The sequence below is a fragment of the Spirosoma endbachense genome (assembly GCF_010233585.1).
Lineage (GTDB): Bacteria > Bacteroidota > Bacteroidia > Cytophagales > Spirosomataceae > Spirosoma > Spirosoma endbachense.
In genome coordinates this window covers 380,853-400,759 of record NZ_CP045997.1, presented here as the reverse complement: position 1 = coordinate 400,759, position 19,907 = coordinate 380,853, and the positions used below count along the sequence as shown (strand labels likewise).

The window sequence follows — 19,907 nt, the reverse complement described above, 5'->3', positions numbered from 1 at the left end:
CCAATTGCCAACGTCCTGAATCCCTTATCAAAAGTTCTTCCCGGTCAGAAACGCACTTAACACTCGCCCAATCGGATCACTCAATCGAACACGGATGAGCCGAACGTGCGGAATCCGTAGGGCTACGTCCAGTTTCGCTAAATAATCAGCAGCCGCCTGCCGAACCGTGTCCCGAACAGCATCGGCCTGTAACTCAATCTCTTTCCCCGTTTCCAGGTCCTGAAACCGGTAGAACCCACTCAGGTTGAAATCAAGCTCCTGATCGCCCAGAATCTGGAAAATAACGATCTCCCGGCGAGGGGCCGCTATACTCTGGATGAGTTTTATCCACTCATCACCAATCTGTAAAAAGTCAGACACCAGAACCAGCATTTCGGCCTGTTTCCGGCTAAAGTCCGGAAATGAGGGTTGTTTGATGGTCCATTGCCCGGCTGCCTCCGACGTTTCCAGCGTTCCTACAATTTTCAGGAATGCCTGTTTTCCGGTCGGCACCAATGCCTGAACGGCTCCATTTTGCAGCCCGTACAAACTCAGTTGATCGTTCTGCCGATACCCTAAATAAGCCAATGAGGCCAACAGAATCTGGGCATATTGTAACCGGCTTACCCCGGCTTCAGCGTAGTTCATCGACCCCGACAAATCCAGCAATAGTCGAATTTGCTGGTTGCTCTCCGTTGCCGACTCGCGCACCAGATAGTGACCACTGCGGGCAAACAGCTTCCAGTCGATTCGCTTCGGATCATCGCCCGGCTCGTAGTGACGATACTGCTCAAATTCGGTTCCGACACCCGACCGACGGCTGGTTTGAATACCCAGCATCATTTCATCACTGACGAGTTTACTCGCCAGCTGGAGATTGTTTAATCGAATCAGATCGGACGTTAGTTGGGGCATACTGCTTCTCGTTTTCGGTATTCGGCTTACTGTTTCAGCAGGTTTGGTCTGCCAACGTAGTGATAGACAACCATAAGCCAAAAACTGTAAACCGAATCGTTATTTAACAGTCGTCAGCAACTCCTTAATCACCCGGTCCGTCGTGATGCCTTCCGCATCGGCGCGGAAATTCAGGGCTATCCGGTGACGCAATACGGGATAGGCCAGCGTTTGAATATCGTCGGGTATAACGGAGAATCGCTCACTGAGAACAGCTCTGGCTTTTGCGCACAATACCAGTGCCTGTCCGGCACGTGGCCCCGCTCCCCATTCACACCACTGCTTCACAAAAGCCGATGGGCTATCCTGCGGGCGCGACGCCCGTACGATCCGGTTAATGTACTCGATCAGTTCTTCACTGATGTGCACCTGTCGGGTAAGGCTTTGCAGATTCAGAATATCTTCGTCAGATAGAATCGTTTGCAGCACCGGCTTTTGCGTACCTGTCGTGCTTTTCAACACAACAAGTTCTTCCTGTTCCGACGGATAGCTAAGTTTAATATAGAGCAGAAAACGGTCGAGCTGAGCTTCCGGCAAGGGATAGGTCCCGGCCTGTTCGATGGGGTTCTGAGTGGCAATGATGAGAAATGGCCGGGGCAACGCATAATCGTTACCGCCGTAGGTGACCTTATACTCCTGCATCGCTTCCAGCATAGCCGCCTGCGTTTTAGGCGGTGTCCGGTTGATCTCATCGGCCAGCACCACATTGGCAAAGATCGGCCCTTTGTTAAACTGGAAGAATTTCTTGCCGGTTTCGTGGTCTTCTTCCAGAATTTCGGTACCGACAATATCGCCGGGCATGAGGTCGGGCGTAAACTGAATACGCTTGAAGCGCATTGCCAGCGCATCGGACATTGTTTTCACCATCAGCGTTTTAGCAAGCCCAGGCACTCCTTCCAGCAGGCAGTGTCCGCCCGCCAAAAGTGCGATCAGCACTTCGCTGATGACTTCCTGTTGTCCGATGATCACTTTACCGATTTCGTTTCGTAGCTGTGGCAAGCGGGCCACAAGCGTTTTGTAGCGGGTTAAGTCTGTTGATTCCAATTCGTTAAGTCAGGTTGTATAGAAAAATGGATGATGAAGATTATGGGCTGTACGATCCACACCAAAAGGCAATAGGCACACAGTATATATCCTTCGTCATTCATAAAAATAAACTCAGGCAGTCAACGCGTACGTAATAATGTTTACACCAAATTTTGTGTTATCCTCGGCCAGAAATCGCTTGTTACGAAAATCGTAATCCCATTCACAACCATAATCTTTGTTGCTGTAGAGAACACCAATGCGACCGTTGATCATAATGGCCTTAAGGTAATCATGCACCAGATCATCGCCCCAGCCATTCAGTTCAAATGAGGTTGTCGGAGGCCCTTCATCGAACTTAAAAAAACAGGTGTAGAGCGGATGGTTGTTCGGGATCTTCTGTAATGCTTTCGGCCCGAACGTACGGGCCATTTCCTGCTCGAATGATCGGGCAAAAAGCGCATCGATATCGTGATTGCAGTCGTCTACGAATACGAAGCCCCCATTTTGAACATAGCGTTTGAAATGATCGCGCTCCTGTACTGAAAACTCGACCAGCTTATGACCGCTCATGTAACAGAACGGACTCCTGAATAAGTCAGGACTGCTCAACTGCACTACTTTCTCTTTCTGATCAACCGGGATAGTCGTGTACTCCACCAGTGAGTGCAGTATATTGGACGGCATTCGCTGGTCGGTATCCCAGTCGCCGGACGTATATTGGATTCGGGTGAAAATAAATGGTTTCAAAAGAGGTTCGTTGCGAAGTGTTTTTTAAGAAATCATCAATCGAGCCGGGCGATTAACCCCTACCCTTTCTACATCTGATCGATGATCTATTGGCTTCCAACAAGTCCGTAACACATTTTTTAAGCAATACGGACTATAGTTTTCAGCAGTTGAAGTTACGAATTTTTCGGTGGAGTCGAGCGTAAAAATCGAACTCCGCCGAAAAAGCAAAACTATTCTATATCCTATCCAAAAAACAGCCAATTATAAACCTGAAACCAGGCCAAAAATCAAAATATTCCTACACCGCATCCGATAAACTCGTGAAGGTAAATTCGCGAATTTTCATCGGCGGCACCAGATAATTCTGATCCGTTTCCGTGCTGACTACCCGTTCCGGCTTGCCCAGGGATTCCAGGTTATTGAGCATAATGATGGGACTTTCGTTAAAGCGGAAGTTTTTGACCGGATACTTGATCTTACCGTCTTCGATATAAAACGTCCCATCGCGGGTGAGGCCCGTCAGGAGAATGGTTTGCGGATCAACTTCGCGGATATACCAGAGTTTGGTAACCAGAATGCCGCGCTGGGTCGTCTTGATCATTTCCTCCAGCGACGCATTACCCCCCATCATGATTACGTTCGTTGGGTTAGGGACGGCTTTTTTACCCGTCTTCTGTGCCCAAAACCGCGAATAGGTCAGATTTTTGACAATGCCCTTCTCAATCCACATCGTTTTTTCCTGCGGACGCCCATCACCCGACCAGGGCGACGAAGGAAGTTCCGCATTTGTCGGATCGGTATAGATGGTTACGCGCTCATCAACAATTTTATCACCCAGCCGTGATTTACCGCCCGTTTTACTGAAGTAAGACCGGCCCTCATCGGCACTACGGGCATCCAGATTAAAATAGATGTTTTCCAATAGTACGACGGCAGCTGTTGGCTCCAGAATAACCGTGTATTTGCCCGGCTCAATAGCCCGTGCTTCGGCAGAACCCTGTGCTTTCTGGATCGCAATCCGCGTTGCTGCAACGGTATCCAGCTTCGTAAAATCATTGTAACCCCGCGCCACATAACCCGATCCTTTCCCATCGTCAGTACGAACGGTCAGAGAGAAATTAACGTTTGAACTGGGGTAATAGGCGAATAACCCTTTGGAGTTCATCATAGCCCTGTAGCCATGATTATCCTGCAAAAAACCAGCGGCAGTGAGTTTTTGGTCGCGCGCCAATTGCAGGCTTTTTGCAACAGCCTCTGCCCGAATGTCGGGTGTAATAGTAGCCGTAGCGTCAACATAACCGTTGGATTTCAGGTACTGCTGAGGGCTCAGCACACCAACGTGTTCGGTGTTTTCGGGAGCCAGCCGGGCCAGTTCCTCTGCCCGTCGTACAACCTTCTCCAGCGATGCATCATCAAATTCATCAATCGTAGCAACGCCGACTTTTTTACCAAATGCCGACTGGACCTGTAAATTCTGAGTGGTTAATGAACCACTCGTGGAGACTTCATTACGAGCATAGCGAAGATTTCCCCGTTCTTCGCCGAGAATATTGACCTCACACTCGTCTGCTTTCGAATAACTTAAAACTTTTGTCAGCAGCGCTTTCGCTTCTGCTTCGGTGAGTATGGTTGCCATAAAAGTGTCGTGTTTATACGCTTCCAGTTTTCAATTGGATGACTCGTCAATGAACTGAAAACTGGAAGCGGAGGGCTTTTAGATTTTCCGGGCAGTATTGATCACGTTGACCCCGTTGAAGCGGGCGGTCGAACTTCCGTGCGATACCGCGCTGGATTGCGGTGGTTGCCCTTTGCCATCGAAAAACGAGCCCCCTAGTCTATAATCACGCTCATCGCAGACAGCGACACAGGAGTTCCAGAATTCCTGCGTGTTGGATTGATAGGCCACATCTTTCAGCATGCCAGCAATCTGACCATCTTTGATTTCGTAGAACAGCTGTCCGCCAAACTGGAAATTGTAGCGTTGCTGATCAATCGAAAACGAGCCATCCCCAATGATGTAGATGCCTTTTTTCACATCTTTAATCATATCCTGCACCGACAGGGGTGTTTTTCCAGCGGCCAACGACACATTGGCCATGCGCTGGAACTGGACAGAGCCCCAGTTATCGGCATAGCAGCACCCCTGCGATTCGTTTTCGCCGATGATGTGCACCTGATCACGAATGGCCTGATAGTTCACCAGGGTTCCCGCTTTCACCAGATCCCACTGTTTGGTCTTAACGCCTTCGTCATCCCAGCCAACAGCACCTAATGAACCAACCTGTAATTTATCAGCAAAGAGGTTGACCTGCTTGCTGCCATAGTTGAAGTTCTTGGTTTTCCACTTATCCAGGGTAGCAAAGGACGTACCGGCAAAATTGGCTTCATAGCCCAGTACTCGGTCGAGTTCGAGCGGGTGACCCACCGATTCGTGAATGGTCAGCCACAGGTGGGAGGGGTCAAGTACCAGATCGTATTTCCCGGCTTCAACGGATTTGGCGCTGTGTTTCGCCCGCGCCTGTTTGGCGGCAGCGGTCGCATCTTCCAGCATGTCATACCCCTTATTGTAACGTGTAGTAACACCCGTCACTTTATCCGAAGGATTGGCTTGCAGGTATTCGTAGCCCATGCCGACCGGCGCACTCAGCGCGTTGCGCGTTTCGAACTTACCCGTCTTGGGGTCAATAGCTGTTACGTTGAATATTGGCCATAACCGGTGAACATCCTGATCGGCAAAAGTGCCATCGGTCGAGGCAAAATACTTTTGCTCATTGACCATGAACAGCACTGAATTCACATAGTTTGCGCCGTTTTTGAGAGCAGCGTCGTTTACGGATAACAACAGGTCAACCTTTTCTTTAATCGGGACCTCGAACGCATTTTTCTGAATCGGCGCTTTCCAGCTCACTTCACCATAGCCTTTCTGGGGAGCCAGTTGAACGGGTTGTTTCATCAATCTGGCATTTGCCTTCGCGATAGCAACGGCTTTTTCAGCGGCTTTGGCCGTATCTGCTTCGCTCTTGGCATCGACTACGGCAGCAAAACCCCAGCAACCATCGGCAATGACACGAACGCCAACACCATAAGACTCTGTGTTTACGATATTCTGAACTTTATCCTCACGCGTAATCACGAATTGATTCAGGTAACGACCAATCCTGACATCTGTATACGTGGCCCCTTTGCTTTTGGCCGCGTTCAATGCTGCATCGGCCAGGCGCTTTTTCGTGGCAACATCTACCCCCGGCTCCAGTAAAGCTTCAGGGCTAACGGTACGGGAAAAAGCAGGCAAATTGGGAAGCAATATCCCGGTTGCCCCCATACCCATCAATTGATTAAAGTTTCGGCGGTTCAAAATAAGTTATGGTTTTTAGTTTGCGATTCTTAGTTCGTTGTTTCTGGTCTGTAGTTCATGCATAGGGTCTTTGCTGACCTTACCGCATGAACCACAGACCAGAACCGGGCAGGCTAAACAGCGTCCGACAAGCTCGTGAAGGTGAAGTCCCTGATCTTCATCGGCGGAATCAGGTTGCCACCCGCCCGAACCGGTTTGCCGAGTGCTTCGAGGTTATTGAGCATAATAACCGGGCTTTCGTTGAACCGGAAATTCTTGACCGGAAACTTAATCTGCCCATTTTCAATATAAAACGTCCCGTCGCGGGTAAGGCCCGTGTATAACTGGGTCTGTGGATCAACAGCGCGGATGTACCAGAAGCGCGTGACAAGAATGCCCTTATCCGTACTTTTGATCAAATCGGCCAGTGACTGCGTACCACCCTGAACAATGAAACCGGATGGTGGTGGAACGGCTTTAACGCCCTTCTTATCCGCCCAGAATCGCGAGTAGAACATGTTCTTGACAACGCCATTCTCGATCCAGGTGATCTTTTCCTGAGGTACGCCTTCGCCACCTCCGCCACCACCAAAGCGGCCACCGCCACCTCCTCCGCCACCACCACCAAATGGAGCGAGCGGCAGATCGGCATTCATCGGATCGGTAATAATAGTAACCCGTTCATCGAACAGCTTTTCGCCCAGACGGGTACCTCCCCCTTTTTTGCCCAGAAAGCTACGGCCTTCGTCGGCACTACGGGCATCCATGCTACGCATCATATTTTGCAGCAATTCAACCGAAGCCGTTGGTTCCAGAATAACCGTGTATTTACCCGGCTCCAGCGCTCGGGCACTGGCCGATGCCAATGCTTTCTGCATGGCGATTTCCGTGGTAGACTTCGTGTTTAGTTTGCTGACGTCGTTTACGTCGGGATTGGCATAACCAGATCCCAGTCCGTCAGCAGTCCGAACGGTAATGGAGAAATCAACACCCGTTGACCGGTTATAGCCGAATAAACCCTTGCTGTTGCCAATGGCTGTAAATCCTGTTGTATCTTCCATGTAGCCCGCAGCGGTCAGGTTCTTCTGACGGCATGGATCGATGCTATTGAACGCAGCCTGAGCACGAAATTCCGGGTCAATTTTGGCCGTGCTTTCTGCATACGTACTTGTTTCCAGGTATTTCTGCGGCCCAAGCATAGACATATACTCCGGGTTTTCGGGAGCTAAGCGGGCAATTTCTTCAGCCCGCCGAACGGTTTTCTCCAGCGACGCGTCGTCGAACTCGTTGATCGTCGCGGTACCGCTGCGCTTGCCGAATACGGCTGTAACCGCCAGCGCTAAATTGTCCGTTTCGCCACTGGTCGAAACGGAGTTACGCGCATACCGAATATTACCGGTCCGACCACCATTCAGGCTAACACTGGTTTCATCGGCTTTTGAATAGCCCAAAACCTTATCAATGATTCGTTTGGCTTCGTCTTTAGTTAAAATAGCCATTTATTTAGTTTGTCGTTTTAGGTTTATAGTTTGCGGCTGGTTGGTGTACCTTTTGCAGTGTCAGCCAGCCGCAACTTGTTTTTAGATTTTCCGGGCAGTATTGATCACGTTGACCCCGTTGAAGCGAGCGGTCGAACTTCCGTGCGATACCGCGCTGGATTGTGAAGGCTGGCCTTTCCCATCGTTGAAAGCCCCCCCTAGCCGGTAATCGCGCTCATCGCAGACAGCGACGCAGGAGTTCCAGAACTCACGGGTATTAGCCTGGTAGGCCACATCTTTCAACATACCGACAATCTGACCATCTTTGATTTCGTAGAACAGCTGTCCGCCAAACTGGAAGTTGTAGCGTTGCTGATCAATCGAAAACGAGCCATCCCCAATGATGTAGATGCCTTTTTTCACATCTTTGATCATTTCATCCACGGACAAGGGCGTTTTACCAGCCTCCAGCGACACATTGGCCATGCGCTGGAACTGTACCGAACTCCAGTTATCGGCATAGCAGCACCCCTGCGATTCTTTCTCACCGATGATATGAACCTGATCACGAATGGCCTGGTAATTCACCAGGATACCATCTTTGACTAAATCCCATTTCTTGGTCTTAACGCCTTCATCGTCCCAGCCAACAGCACCTAATGAACCGACCTGTGTTTTGTCGGCCACGAAGTTTACCGCTTTGCTACCATAGTTGAAGTTCTTCGCCTGCCACTTATCCAGAGTAGCAAACGAGGTACCGGCAAAATTGGCTTCATAGCCCAGCACGCGGTCGAGTTCGAGCGGGTGACCCACCGATTCGTGAATGGTCAGCCACAGGTGGGAGGGGTCAAGAACAAGGTCATACTTCCCGGCCTCTACCGACTTAGCCGACAATTTTTCTTTCGCCTGTTTGGCGGCTATAGTAATATCTTCCAGTAAATCGTATCCCTTATTGTAGCGGGTTGTAACACCGGCCAGCTTGTCGCCCGGATTGACCTGAAGGTACTCATAACCCATACCCATTGGCGAACTCAACGAGTTACGGGTAGAGAACTTTCCGTTTTGGGGATCAACGGCCGTTACGGTGAAACTCGGTCCAATCCGGTGAATGTCCTGATCGGCGTAGGTGCCATCGGTCGAAGCAAAATACTTTTGTTCGTTCACCTGAAACAACACGTTATTGACGAAGTTCGCGCCATTTTGCATGGCCGCTGCGTTAGCCGCCAATAACAAATCGACCTTTTCTTTGGCCGGAACCTCAAAAGCACTTCGCTTAATGGGCGCTTTCCAGCTTACTTCGCCGTAGCCTTTCTGGGGTGCTAATTGCACGGGTTCAGTCAGCAGCCGGGCATTTGCTTTGGCAATCGTCACGGCGGTTTCGGCGGCTCTGGCCACAACGGCTTCGTCGCGGGCATCGCCTACGGACGCAAAACCCCAGCAGCCATTGGCAATAACCCGAACACCAACCCCGAACGATTCGGCGTTGATAATTCCCTGTACTTTGTTTTCGCGGGTGAGAACGAATTGATTGAGATAGCGGCCAATGCGGACATCCGCATAGGTAGCTCCTTTCGATTTAGCGGCATTCAGGGCCGCATCAGCCAGGCGCTTTTTGATCGATACATCCATGCCTGGCTCCATCAGGACTTCGGGAGAGACAGTCCGGGAAAAAGCGGGCAGGTTAGGCATCAGCATCCCAGCTGAGCCCATGGCTAGTAATTGGTTAAAATCGCGACGATTCAAGGTAGTTTTTAGTTTATGATGTTCGGTCTATAGTTTACGGTGATCAGCAAGCCGTTGCGACGGATGCGGGGTAAACCATAAATTTTTACACAGCATCCGACAAACTGGTGAAGGTAAAATCTCTGATTTTTAATGGCGGGATCAGATTCCCAGCCAGGCGGACTGGCTTGCCCAGCGACTCCAGATTATTGAGCATAATAATGGGGCTTTCGTTAAAGCGGAAGTTTTTGACCGGAAACTTAATCTGCCCATTTTCAATATAGAACGTTCCATCACGGGTTAAGCCCGTATAAAGAAGCGTCTGTGGGTCAACGGCACGGATATACCAGAAGCGAGTGACAAGAATCCCTTTTTCGGTGCTTTTGATCATATCCGCCAGCGATTCGGTACCACCTGCCATGATAAAATTGGCTGGAGGAGGAATCGCCTTTACGCCTTTTTTATCGGCCCAGTACCGCGAATAGGACAGATTCTTAACTACGCCTTTTTCGATCCAGGTTACTTTTTCCTGCGGACGACCGTCGCTCCCACCCCCACCAAAGCGACCGCCACCACCACCAAACGCAGCAGCAGGTACTTCGGCGTTTGTCGGATCGGAGTAGATGGTTACGCGCTCATCGAATAACTTTTCGCCCAGTCGCGTACCTCCGCCTTTTTTACTGAGAAAACTGCGGCCTTCTTCGGCATTACGAGCATCCAGCGAATTCATCATGGCGGCCATGAGCGACGCATCAACATTGGCCAGAAGCGCGGCTGGTTCCAGAATGACCGTGTATTTGCCCGGCTCCAGTGCCCGTGCATTGGTTGAAGCCATGGCTTTCTGCATGGCGATCTCGGTTGCGTCTTTCGTGCTTAATTTCGACACGTCAGTTACGTCGCGGGTTGAATAGCCCGAACCTGTTCCATCGGCAGTGCGCACCGTAATTGAAAATTCAACGGATGTCTCCCGATTGTAGGCCGATAGGCCTTTGGTGTTGCCTATTGCCGTGAAACGTGTCGTATCCTCCATATAACCCGCAGCCGTCAGATTCTTTTTCCGGCAGGGGTCGATGCTGTCGAATGTTGCCTGAGAGCGATAGGCCGGGTCAATGTTAGCGGTGTTTTGGGAATAGGGATCAGCTGCCAGATACGTCTGAGGCCCTAACATGGGCATGTACTCTGGATTTTCCGGAGCGAGTCGGGCAATTTCCTCGGCTCGCCGAACGGTTTTCTCCAGCGACGCATCGTCGAACTCGTTGATGGTGGCGGTACCGCTACGCTTGCCAAAAGCCGCCGTTACGCTCAACGACAGATTGGTACCTTCGCCACTGGTCGATACGGCGTTGCGGGCATACCGAATGTTTCCGATACGACCTCCAGTCAGATTGGCACTCAACTCATCTGCCTTCGAGTAAGACAGCACTTTATCAATTATTTTTTTGGCTTCGTCTTTGGTTAAAATAGCCATAAAAAAAGGTTCCGTTTTTGAGTTTACTAGTTGTCAGGGGCATGTTTTCAGCGCAAACACGAGTCGGTTTTCGTAGTTATTACGTACGAACTGAAAACCGCTCTGGCGAACTATTGTAAACTGTATTAGATTTTCCGTCCGGTATTGATCACGTTGACACCATTAAAGCGCGTCGTTGCACTGCCGTGCGAAACAGCACTCACCTGAGAGGGCTGCCCTTTCCCATCGAAGAAAGAACCGAACATGCGGTAGTCGTCTTTGTCGCAAAGCTGTGCACAGGAGTTCCAGAATTCCTGCGTATTCGACTGGTACGCAACGTCGTCGAGCATGCCCACTAATTCGCCATTCTTGATTTCGTAGAACAGCTGACCACCGAACTGGAAATTATAGCGCTGCTGATCAATGGAATAAGATCCACGACCAATGATGTAAATGCCTTTATCGACCCCTTTGATCATGTCGAAAACCGAACGTTTTTCATTCCCATGTTTTAAGGATACGTTCGGCATCCGCTGAAACTGCACAGAGTCCCAGTTATCGGCATAACAGCAGCCATTCGATTCTTTTTCACCCAGAATAGCGGCCTGATCGCGAATGGCCTGGTAATTGACCAGAATACCGTCTTTAATCAGATCCCACTCTTTACTGGGCACTCCTTCGTCGTCGTAACCAACCTTACCCAGTGAATGGGGCTGTAATTTGTCGGCTACGATGTTAACCAGTTTACTCCCGTAGTTGAATTTTTTGGTTTTCCATTTATCCAGGGTAGCAAAGGACGTACCGGCATAATTTGCTTCGTAGCCCAATACACGGTCGAGTTCGGTCGGGTGACCCACCGACTCGTGAATGGTCAGCCCGAGGTGGTTTGGATCGAGGACAAGATCATATTTGCCCGGCTGAACTGTTTTTGCGGTCAGTTTTTCCTTAGCCTGTTTAGCCGCCAGAATGGCATCCTCGACCATATCGTATGAATTACGATAGCCAACGAGACCATTTGGAGCTGCTATTTTTTCGGACGCCAGTCCGTCGAGGTATTCATAGCCCATGCCCATTGGTGAGCTGAGCGCATCGCGGGTTTTAAATTTACCCGCAGCTTTATCGACAGCCGTAACCGTAAAGGTTGGCCAGACACGGTGAATGTCCTGATCGGCATAGGTGCCGTCAGTCGAGGCAAAATACTTTTGTTCGTTGACGAAAAAGAGATTGGAGGTAACGAAGCCTGCTCCGTTTTTCATGGCCTCGCTGTTTACTTTCATCAGCAGTTCTATTTTCTGCTGAACCGGAATTTCGAAAGCATTTTTTGTAATGGGTGTTTTCCAGGTTACGTCACCGACTCCTTTTTGGGGAGCCAGTACAACCGGCTCAGTCTGGAACTTCGAGTTAGCCTTAGCGATGGCTACGGCTGTTTCCGCACAACGGGCGATGGCGTCGGGCGTAACGTTGCTGGTCGCGGCAAATCCCCAGGTTCCGTTGGCGATCACGCGAATACCTACTCCATAGGATTCAGCGTTGACAATGTTCTGCACCTTCATTTCGCGGGTGAACATGAACTGTTGCAGGTACCTTCCGATGCGAACGTCGGTGTAGGTAGCACCTTTGCTTTTTGCGGCATTCAGCGCAATGTCGGCAAAGCGTTTTTTGGTTGCTACATCCACACCGGGCTCGAGCAGGTACTCAGGCACCACTGAATTTCCCAGAACCGGAATACCGGTTGCCGGGATACCCGCTGTCAGTAACGCCCCCATGCCCATGCCAGACAAGTGGATGAAATCTCTTCTTTTCATGTGATGAATTAAGTATTTTACTTAGTTAATAAGCCTTAGTAGGTTAAACTTATTGGTTTTGAGAAGCGCGAATATGGCCAAAAATGGCCATCCGAACAATGAGCGACCAAACTTTTATGATGAACGGTGAGAGAATTACCAAATTTTCATTGGCACTAGTACACTTTATACCAGAAACTTGCTATATCCAGCGACCATTTATATTCTTTTGAAAAAAGCAATACATACGCGCATTCTGAGCACCTATTTTTTTTCTGTATCTTATCCCATTCCCGATGAAATTTATGCCACTTTCTTCTTTAAGTTTATGAGGGATTTTGCACAAACTACTGATTTTTGGATTTTCAGGAGAATATATACGACGTAATGCGGTAACGTTCCGCAGAATATTAGGGCGGTATCTATTCTGACCAAACATCGGCAACCTCTTTTTATGCATTACCCTAAACTAACTCAATTTATCATGTTCAAAGTTTTCCGATTAGCGGCCATTTTCCTGCTGATGGTTCAAACCAGCGGATGGTCACAGACACTTCCATCACCCAAAGAGCATTTTGGTTTTAATATCGGCGACGATTACCAACTTGCTACGTACACGCAAACTGAAGCCTATTTTAAAAAACTGGCTACCTCTGATCGCACCAAAATGGTCGACATTGGATTGACGGAAGAAGGCCGTCACCAATTCATGCTGATCGTTTCCTCACCGGAAAACATTAAAAAACTCGACCGTTATAAGGAAATTTCTCAGAAACTGGCCCGAGCCGAAGGACTTACTGAAGAGCAGGCCAGGGCTATGTCCATGGAAGGCAAAGCGATCGTCTGGATCGATGGGGGCCTTCATGCTACCGAAACGGTTGGTACGCATCAACTCATCGAAACGGCCTGGCAGTTAGTGAGTCGCAAAGATCCCGAAACGCTCCGTATTCTGGACAATGTCGTTATTCTGATGACCCACGCCAATCCGGATGGGCAGGAAATTGTCAGTAACTGGTATATGCGTGAACCCAAGCCGGAAAAACGGTCATTGGAAAATTTACCCCGGTTGTATCAGAAATACGTTGGCCACGATAACAACCGCGATTTTTTTATCATGAACATGAAAGAATCGCAGAATATCGGCCGTCAATTGTTTGTTGAGTGGATTCCGCAGATCATGTACAATCACCACCAGCGTGGCCCGGCTGGTTCTGTACTGGCAGGCCCACCTTACCGCGATCCGTTCAACTATGTGTTCGACCCGCTGATGATTACGGGTATCGACGCGTTGGGAGCTGCGATGATCAACCGACTCAATGCTGAGAACAAGCCTGGCTTTACGCGTTTAGGGGGGTCCGTTTTCTCGACCTGGTATAATGGCGGATTGCGCACCACCACTCACTTCCATAATATGATCGGCTTGCTAACCGAGATTATTGGTAACCCGACACCCGAAACGGTTCCCCTTGTTCCACAGCGTCTGATTCCGAATGGAAACACACCCTTCCCGGTAACTCCGCAGAAGTGGCACTTCAAGCAATCGATTGACTATTCGCTTTCACTCAACTACGCTACGCTCGATTATGCAGCAAGGCACCGCGATGAGCTTCTGTATAACATCTACAAGATGGGCAAAAACTCGATTGACCGTGGTACCAGCGATTACTGGACACTTTCACCCAAACGTGCAGAGGCCATTACGCAAGCCTATCAGGCTGATCTGAGAAAAGCGAAACCTGATTCGGCTGGGCGCACAGGTGCCGCAGCCTCCGAATCGGCCAGTGGAAACCCACGAGGTGGTGGTATTCCGGTTAAATATTTCGATGCGGTCCTGAAAGATCCTCAGTTGCGCGATCCCCGTGGTTTCATTATCCCGGCTAGCCAGACCGATATGGCAACAGCCGTTAAGTTTGTCAACGCACTGATCAAGACAGGCATCCAGATTCAGCAGGCAACGGCTGAATTCACCGTTGCAGGCAAAAAATATCCGGCTGGTTCGTATGTTGTTAAAACCGATCAGGCTTTCCGCCCACACGTGATCGACATGTTTGAGCCACAGGATCACCCGAACGATTTTCCGTATCCGGGGGGTCCACCGATCCGTCCTTACGATGCAGCTGGCTGGACACTGGCCTACCAGATGAACGTTCAGTTTGATCGTATTCTCGACGCTTTCGATGGTCCGTTCAAGAAACTGCCCTACGGTGAACTCCAGTCCCCAACGGGTCATCTGGACCCTGCGTCGGGAGCTGGCTATGTCCTGAATGCACGGGCGAATAATGCGTTCATTGCGGTCAATGACCTGCTAAAATCGGGCGTAGAGGTTTACCGTCTGCCTTCGGGCGTTACCGGTAAAGCAAATGTAGAGTCAGGATCTTTCTTTATTCCATCATCGGCCAAAGCTAAAACGGCCCTGGAAAAATCGTCGAAAGACCTCGGACTTGACGTGATCAGCATAGCCAAGCGTCCGGCTGGTGCCCTGGTTAAAGTGTCGCCGATGCGCATCGCTTTATGGGATACCTACGGCGGTTCGATGCCTTCGGGTTGGGTTCGATGGGTGATGGAACAATATCATTTCCCCATAAGTCTTATTTATGCGCAGGACATCGACGCGGGCGATCTCCGGAAAAAGTACGACGTAATTGTGTTTGTTACGCGTGCCATTCCCGGTCTTGGTAATGCGGGTGTTGGTAGTCGTGGCGAAGGCGAAGGATTCCAGGGAAGGGAGCCCAAAGCAGAAGAGCTGCCTGCCGAATATCGTCCGTGGCTCGGCAAAATTACTGCTGATAAGTCAATTCCTCAGCTGAAGAAATTCCTGGAAGCAGGTGGTAATGTCGTAACGATCGGCAGCAGCACAAACCTTGCCTATCATCTGGGACTTCCTGTCAAAAATGCATTAATCGAGATGACAAACAGCGGTCAGGAGCGACCACTGCCAGCTGAGAAATATTATATTCCAGGGAGTATTTTACGGGTAACGCTTGATTCAACCCAACAGGCGACCTGGGGTATGCCTACTCAGACGGATGTTTACTTCGACGCGAGTCCTGTATTCAAACTAGCTCCCGATGCCATTGCCAAAGGCACTGTAAAACCACTGGCCTGGTTCTCGACCAACAAGCCATTACGTAGTGGCTGGGCATGGGGCCAGACCTATTTACAGGATGGTGTTGCCGCGTTTATGGCACCGGTTGGCTCAGGCAAGCTCTTTGCATTTGGACCCGAAATCACATTCCGGGCTCAGGCTCAAGGCACCTTCAAATTGCTGTTCAATCAGCTTTATACGAATTCGGTTGCCCAATGATCGCAGCGATCTGATTTAGTTTTTAACATGAAACAGCCTGATTGAGTCAATCAGGCTGTTTCTGTTTCATAACACCAGGAATCTTCCGAAACTTGTATCCCTGATATATTGGCTCTACAAGATGAGCACCAGACTTCGATACTGGTCCCCCTGCATTCCGGGCAAGACACTAAGCTAACTCTTCGAAATAGGGTAACCGAATAATCGAAATCCTCGATATAGCCATCCGTACAGAAGTTTGAACAATGTCGCCACCGAGTCTCTTCATGCCCACATACCGGACAAATCGTACCGTTCAATTCATAGTCGTTCATGACTTAGCATCATTACTTAGTCTTCTATGAATAGGCTAAAACAAAAGCCCATTCTTGAAAGGTGAAGGAGGTGGTACGTTTAACAAATAGGAAAAATACAAATCACGCAGATATTGTATAAGGCAGCGTAACTGGATAAAAAAGGAGATAACTCAAGCAAAACTTACTGATAATCTATTAAAACAATCGTATAGAATAGTCTACTGATAATTTTCGTTTTTTGGTTCAACCTCTACAAAGGTACGGAAGACTACTATTTCTGTCAACTTTCTTTCTACGAAAAAGAATTCCTCACCGAGATGGTTTTTATAAACCGATGCAGCTACACCCATTGACTACTTTACGAACGAATTTACAGATCAATAATTAATTGTATGTATTAATCCGTATCAATAATAAACTTACTTTTTATCGTGTAAGAGGTTGAATTTTATAAAACCGATCAGAAGCATTGATCCTAGTAAGCCATAAAAAAGTGCAATCAGTATATATTGGATTCGGTCACGCGTATTTGATTTTGCCTGAATAGCATGATGTATATAATTAGCAACCATGAGCAATTCAAACAGCACACCAATACCAATTAGATAATTTGTCATGTTAAGTCACTACAAATAAATATATTTTTTGTTTTGTAAACTTTTAATTTACAATAAAATCAATATAATAAATAGATAGTAAAATTCAAGTTCGAATGCGAAACCTTTTTTGATTTTTACGTCTTAGCTTCATGCAAGCCAACAGTACACGACCTGATGAAGCTCTATTTATTGATCAGAATAAGTATGATCAGCTTCCTTTCGCCATTCAATTAGGTGCACTATTGCTCTGGGGACTAAAACTCACTTCTTACCAACATGAAACTCGGTTATGGGAATTATACCATTTTAATGAATTCTTTGCGAAAATAGAGTATGATGAAAAAGGGCAACCAAGTAGTGTACGTACTCATTCAACCATACAACTTATTGAGTTTCTGCATGGTGAATTGAATTAATCCCCTAAAAACAAGTGAGATTCTCTACGGAAGCAAATTACGATGCTTCTATAGAGAATCTCACTTGTTTTTACTTAAAAGGAATATTCGGCTTTATGAATGGCAAGGCCGTTGTTGGCTACCCGGCCAACGAGTTCGTTTTATTCGGCTACTGTCTGGCGATTGCCTGCTCTGCTGGCCCATGTTTGTGAACTGGTTTCGGCGCAACAAATAAGGTGAGCCAGGTTCGGCGGGCCATCCGAAAGAAGTAAGGCGTTAACAGGATCAGGGATGGGATTAGCCCCATCAAATAATAATCAAGATCAACATCCAGCCATTGCACTACGATAAAAAATGTAAGCAGCGTCCAGATCGTAAACAGCGCATAGCTTACGAACATGGATGCCCAGTAAAAGCCAGGTTCGGGGTTAAAATTTTCTCCACAATTGGGGCAATGATCGTGCATTTGGTCAAAATGTCGGCTAAATGCACTTTTTGTAACAAAGAAATCTCCCTGATGACAACGAGGGCATTTATTGAACAGGACACTATATATGCGGCTATTGGCTAACATGGCGATGGAACAGTTTCTGTGCGTCAGGCCAGCTCACCCGGCAGGCATCCGTAGCGCACTTATTACGTCACAAAGGTACACGAAGCCCAATCGGAACAGAACGATAAACCAAGCCAAGTATGGTACAAATCAACGATGATCGGTCAGGAACAACCGAAATTCGGCCGGTGTTTGCTTTGTCTGTTTTTTAAAGAAACGGACGAAGTATGACGGGTCATCGAAGCCTAACCTGAAGGCAATTTCCTTAACCGATTGAGTTGTATGTGTTAACAAGCGCTGCGCTTCAACAATTAGCCGTTCGTGTACCAGCTGGCTGGCCGTTTTACCCAATATTTTCTTACAGATGTGATTCAGGTAATTAGGCGTTATGTTCATCTGGCTGGCATAGGCGCTAACTTCACGAACAGTAATAAACTGATGCTCAAGTAATTCTTCGTATTGCCGGATGTGATCATATAATTGGGTGTCGGCTCCAGGCCACTGCTGACTGTATAATCGATTTGCGGTTTCCAGCAGGAGATGCAGGTAAGACAGGAACACGTCTGAACGGTTTGCCTGTTGCTGCTCATATTCCTCATAGGCGAACGTAAATAAATCACCAATAAGTTTTTTTCGATCGTTTGCATTCAGCAGAGGCTGGTGCTGATGGGAGTGATAAAACGGATACTGGTGCAACCGATTCCCGAAGCGGCTACGCATAAAATTAGCTTCAAAAAATAAATTATAGCCTCGAATGTCGGCCGATAGCTCCCAGTTATGAACCTGACCTGGCGTAAGAAAATACAACTGGTTAGCAGCTACATCATAGGTTTTAAAATCAATTGTATGCGTGCCACTTCCCTGAGTGATCCACATCAACAGGTAAAACGTGTGAGAATGGGAGTCGCCGATACCTGTAAACTCGCCAACAAGCCTTTCCAGTCGGGTGATATAAAATAGCGCATTGGGTTCATGACGGGGAAAGGACGCCAGTTTGTATACAGGTACTGATTTTGCCATAGTACTCTTCCAATTTATATTTTATACGTGATTACAAACTTATAAGCCGGGCCGCCAGTGCGGTTTCAAAAACCGTATAGGTTTAAATTGGCCGAGCAATAGACAAGAAGATTATTACCGAAAACTGGACAGATTAGCACACCCTGCGCGTGAAAACCTGTCCAGACAAACAAACAATTTACTTTATATCCCGATTTCGGGACTATTATCCATTTAACCTTGTATTGACAAAATAAGTCATCGCTTTACTGAGGAACGAGGCAAATTCAGGATTTTCCTGGCCATTCCGGCTCGTAAAACGTGGGTCGTCAACATACAACTGAGCAAGACCTTTATAGGCTTCAAGTGGATTGCCCCCTCCTACCGACTTTCCCCAGAAAGCCAGAATGTTTGCATAATGCCGGGCAACCTGCTCCTGCACGTTAACTGACGCCGGGTCCAGATTGACCATCGCGGCTAACGATTGTGCGATTTCTTCCTGTTCTGCTTTTAACTGGTCAAAATCGGTCTTGCCCAGGTGCCGTAACGTCACTTCACTTTCCTCAACGACCTGTGATCCATATTTTTCAACAGCCTCGTTTCGATAGGCCTCCGCTTCATCTTTTGGGAAACCCGCATACAATTCCTCGTCTGTCAGCATCGCATTTTCTCCTTTTAGTTTAGACATGGTTTTGTCAATGGTTTCCAATAGCATAGTAAGCCGATTCCGTCGTGTTTCAAGGGCGTGCCGGTGATTTTGCAGCGCCAGTAGCTGGTCGAAATTGGGGTCTTTCACCATCTGTAGAATTTCCTCCAGCGAGAAATCCAGTTCTTTATAAAACAGAATTTGCTGTAATCGAAGCAACTCCTGATCACCATACAGTCTATACCTGGCCTCAGTACGGACTGCTGGTTTCAATAGCCCCAATCGGTCATAATGATGCAGTGTGCGCACACTGATACCTGCCAGTTTGGCCAGCTTGTGAACGGGATAAATGCTCATGCTACTATTGATTCGTATTGACGGAGCAAAACTAGGCTATGACGTAAGGGGAGAGTCAAGTAAAATTTCAACTTTTTTTTATACATTTTCAAAATAGCCTCTTATTCATTTGAGACTTCGGCAAGAAGGCTTCAATTGTAATCAGATTCAGGCTACTCATAGCAAACAGAACACCGTATACAGGATCTTACAGGCAAAAGCTCTTATACACGGCCTGATTCATTGTGGCAATACGACGAATGTAGCATTCAGCACTCAACAGAAAACTGCCTGCTTTGCAAATCCAAGGTTGCCTGTAATCG

14 protein-coding genes are annotated in these 19,907 nt (G+C 48.2%); 2 read left to right on the top strand and 12 right to left on the bottom strand.

Annotated elements, in window-relative coordinates:
• Window positions 1–27: 27 nt before the first annotated feature.
• From GJR95_RS01510 to GJR95_RS01470, 9 genes are all read right to left on the bottom strand, one after another.
• Entirely contained in the window at window positions 28–894 is an 867-nt protein-coding gene (locus tag GJR95_RS01510; RefSeq protein ID WP_162384203.1) for a DUF58 domain-containing protein, read from the bottom strand.
• Between the two features lie 99 nt (window positions 895–993).
• A complete protein-coding gene (locus GJR95_RS01505) occupies window positions 994–1,977 on the bottom strand; it encodes an AAA family ATPase (RefSeq protein ID WP_162384202.1) in 984 nt (327 codons plus the stop codon).
• 114 nt (window positions 1,978–2,091) lie between these two features.
• Window positions 2,092–2,709: a DUF4159 domain-containing protein gene (locus GJR95_RS01500; protein WP_162384201.1), complete on the bottom strand. Its 618-nt coding sequence runs from the start codon at window positions 2,707–2,709 to the stop codon at window positions 2,092–2,094.
• 280 nt (window positions 2,710–2,989) lie between these two features.
• A complete protein-coding gene (locus GJR95_RS01495) occupies window positions 2,990–4,327 on the bottom strand; it encodes a TldD/PmbA family protein (RefSeq protein WP_162384200.1) in 1,338 nt (445 codons plus the stop codon).
• Between the two features lie 78 nt (window positions 4,328–4,405).
• Window positions 4,406–6,046 carry a TldD/PmbA family protein gene (locus tag GJR95_RS01490; RefSeq protein ID WP_162384199.1) on the bottom strand — a complete coding sequence of 547 codons (1,641 nt, stop codon included), beginning with the start codon at window positions 6,044–6,046 and terminating at the stop codon, window positions 4,406–4,408.
• Window positions 6,047–6,159: 113 nt separating this feature from the next.
• Entirely contained in the window at window positions 6,160–7,524 is a 1,365-nt protein-coding gene (locus GJR95_RS01485; protein WP_162384198.1) for a TldD/PmbA family protein, read from the bottom strand.
• Between the two features lie 81 nt (window positions 7,525–7,605).
• Window positions 7,606–9,213 carry a TldD/PmbA family protein gene (locus GJR95_RS01480; RefSeq protein ID WP_174260178.1) on the bottom strand — a complete coding sequence of 536 codons (1,608 nt, stop codon included), beginning with the start codon at window positions 9,211–9,213 and terminating at the stop codon, window positions 7,606–7,608.
• 118 nt (window positions 9,214–9,331) lie between these two features.
• Window positions 9,332–10,693, bottom strand: a complete 1,362-nt coding sequence (locus tag GJR95_RS01475) for a TldD/PmbA family protein (RefSeq protein ID WP_162384196.1) — start codon at window positions 10,691–10,693, stop codon at window positions 9,332–9,334.
• A gap of 125 nt (window positions 10,694–10,818) precedes the next feature.
• Window positions 10,819–12,477, bottom strand: coding sequence for a TldD/PmbA family protein (locus GJR95_RS01470; RefSeq protein WP_162384195.1), 1,659 nt, complete (start codon window positions 12,475–12,477; stop codon window positions 10,819–10,821).
• 463 nt (window positions 12,478–12,940) lie between these two features.
• Between GJR95_RS01470 and GJR95_RS01465 the strand changes: the two genes are divergently transcribed.
• Window positions 12,941–15,760 carry a M14 family metallopeptidase gene (locus GJR95_RS01465; RefSeq protein WP_162384194.1) on the top strand — a complete coding sequence of 940 codons (2,820 nt, stop codon included), beginning with the start codon at window positions 12,941–12,943 and terminating at the stop codon, window positions 15,758–15,760.
• Window positions 15,761–16,804: 1,044 nt separating this feature from the next.
• Window positions 16,805–17,071, top strand: coding sequence for a hypothetical protein (locus GJR95_RS01460; RefSeq protein WP_162384193.1), 267 nt, complete (start codon window positions 16,805–16,807; stop codon window positions 17,069–17,071).
• Window positions 17,072–17,219: 148 nt separating this feature from the next.
• Here GJR95_RS01460 and GJR95_RS01455 read toward each other — a convergent pair whose 3' ends face one another.
• From GJR95_RS01455 to GJR95_RS01445, 3 genes are all read right to left on the bottom strand, one after another.
• On the bottom strand, window positions 17,220–17,516 hold the full coding sequence (locus tag GJR95_RS01455; RefSeq protein WP_232541047.1) for a DUF983 domain-containing protein: 297 nt from the start codon (window positions 17,514–17,516) through the stop codon (window positions 17,220–17,222).
• A 237-nt stretch (window positions 17,517–17,753) separates the two neighbouring features.
• Window positions 17,754–18,623, bottom strand: coding sequence for a helix-turn-helix domain-containing protein (locus GJR95_RS01450; RefSeq protein WP_162384191.1), 870 nt, complete (start codon window positions 18,621–18,623; stop codon window positions 17,754–17,756).
• Between the two features lie 205 nt (window positions 18,624–18,828).
• Window positions 18,829–19,605 (bottom strand): MerR family transcriptional regulator, encoded by a 777-nt coding sequence (locus GJR95_RS01445; protein WP_162384190.1) that lies wholly within the window; start codon window positions 19,603–19,605, stop codon window positions 18,829–18,831.
• Window positions 19,606–19,907 lie beyond the last annotated feature (302 nt).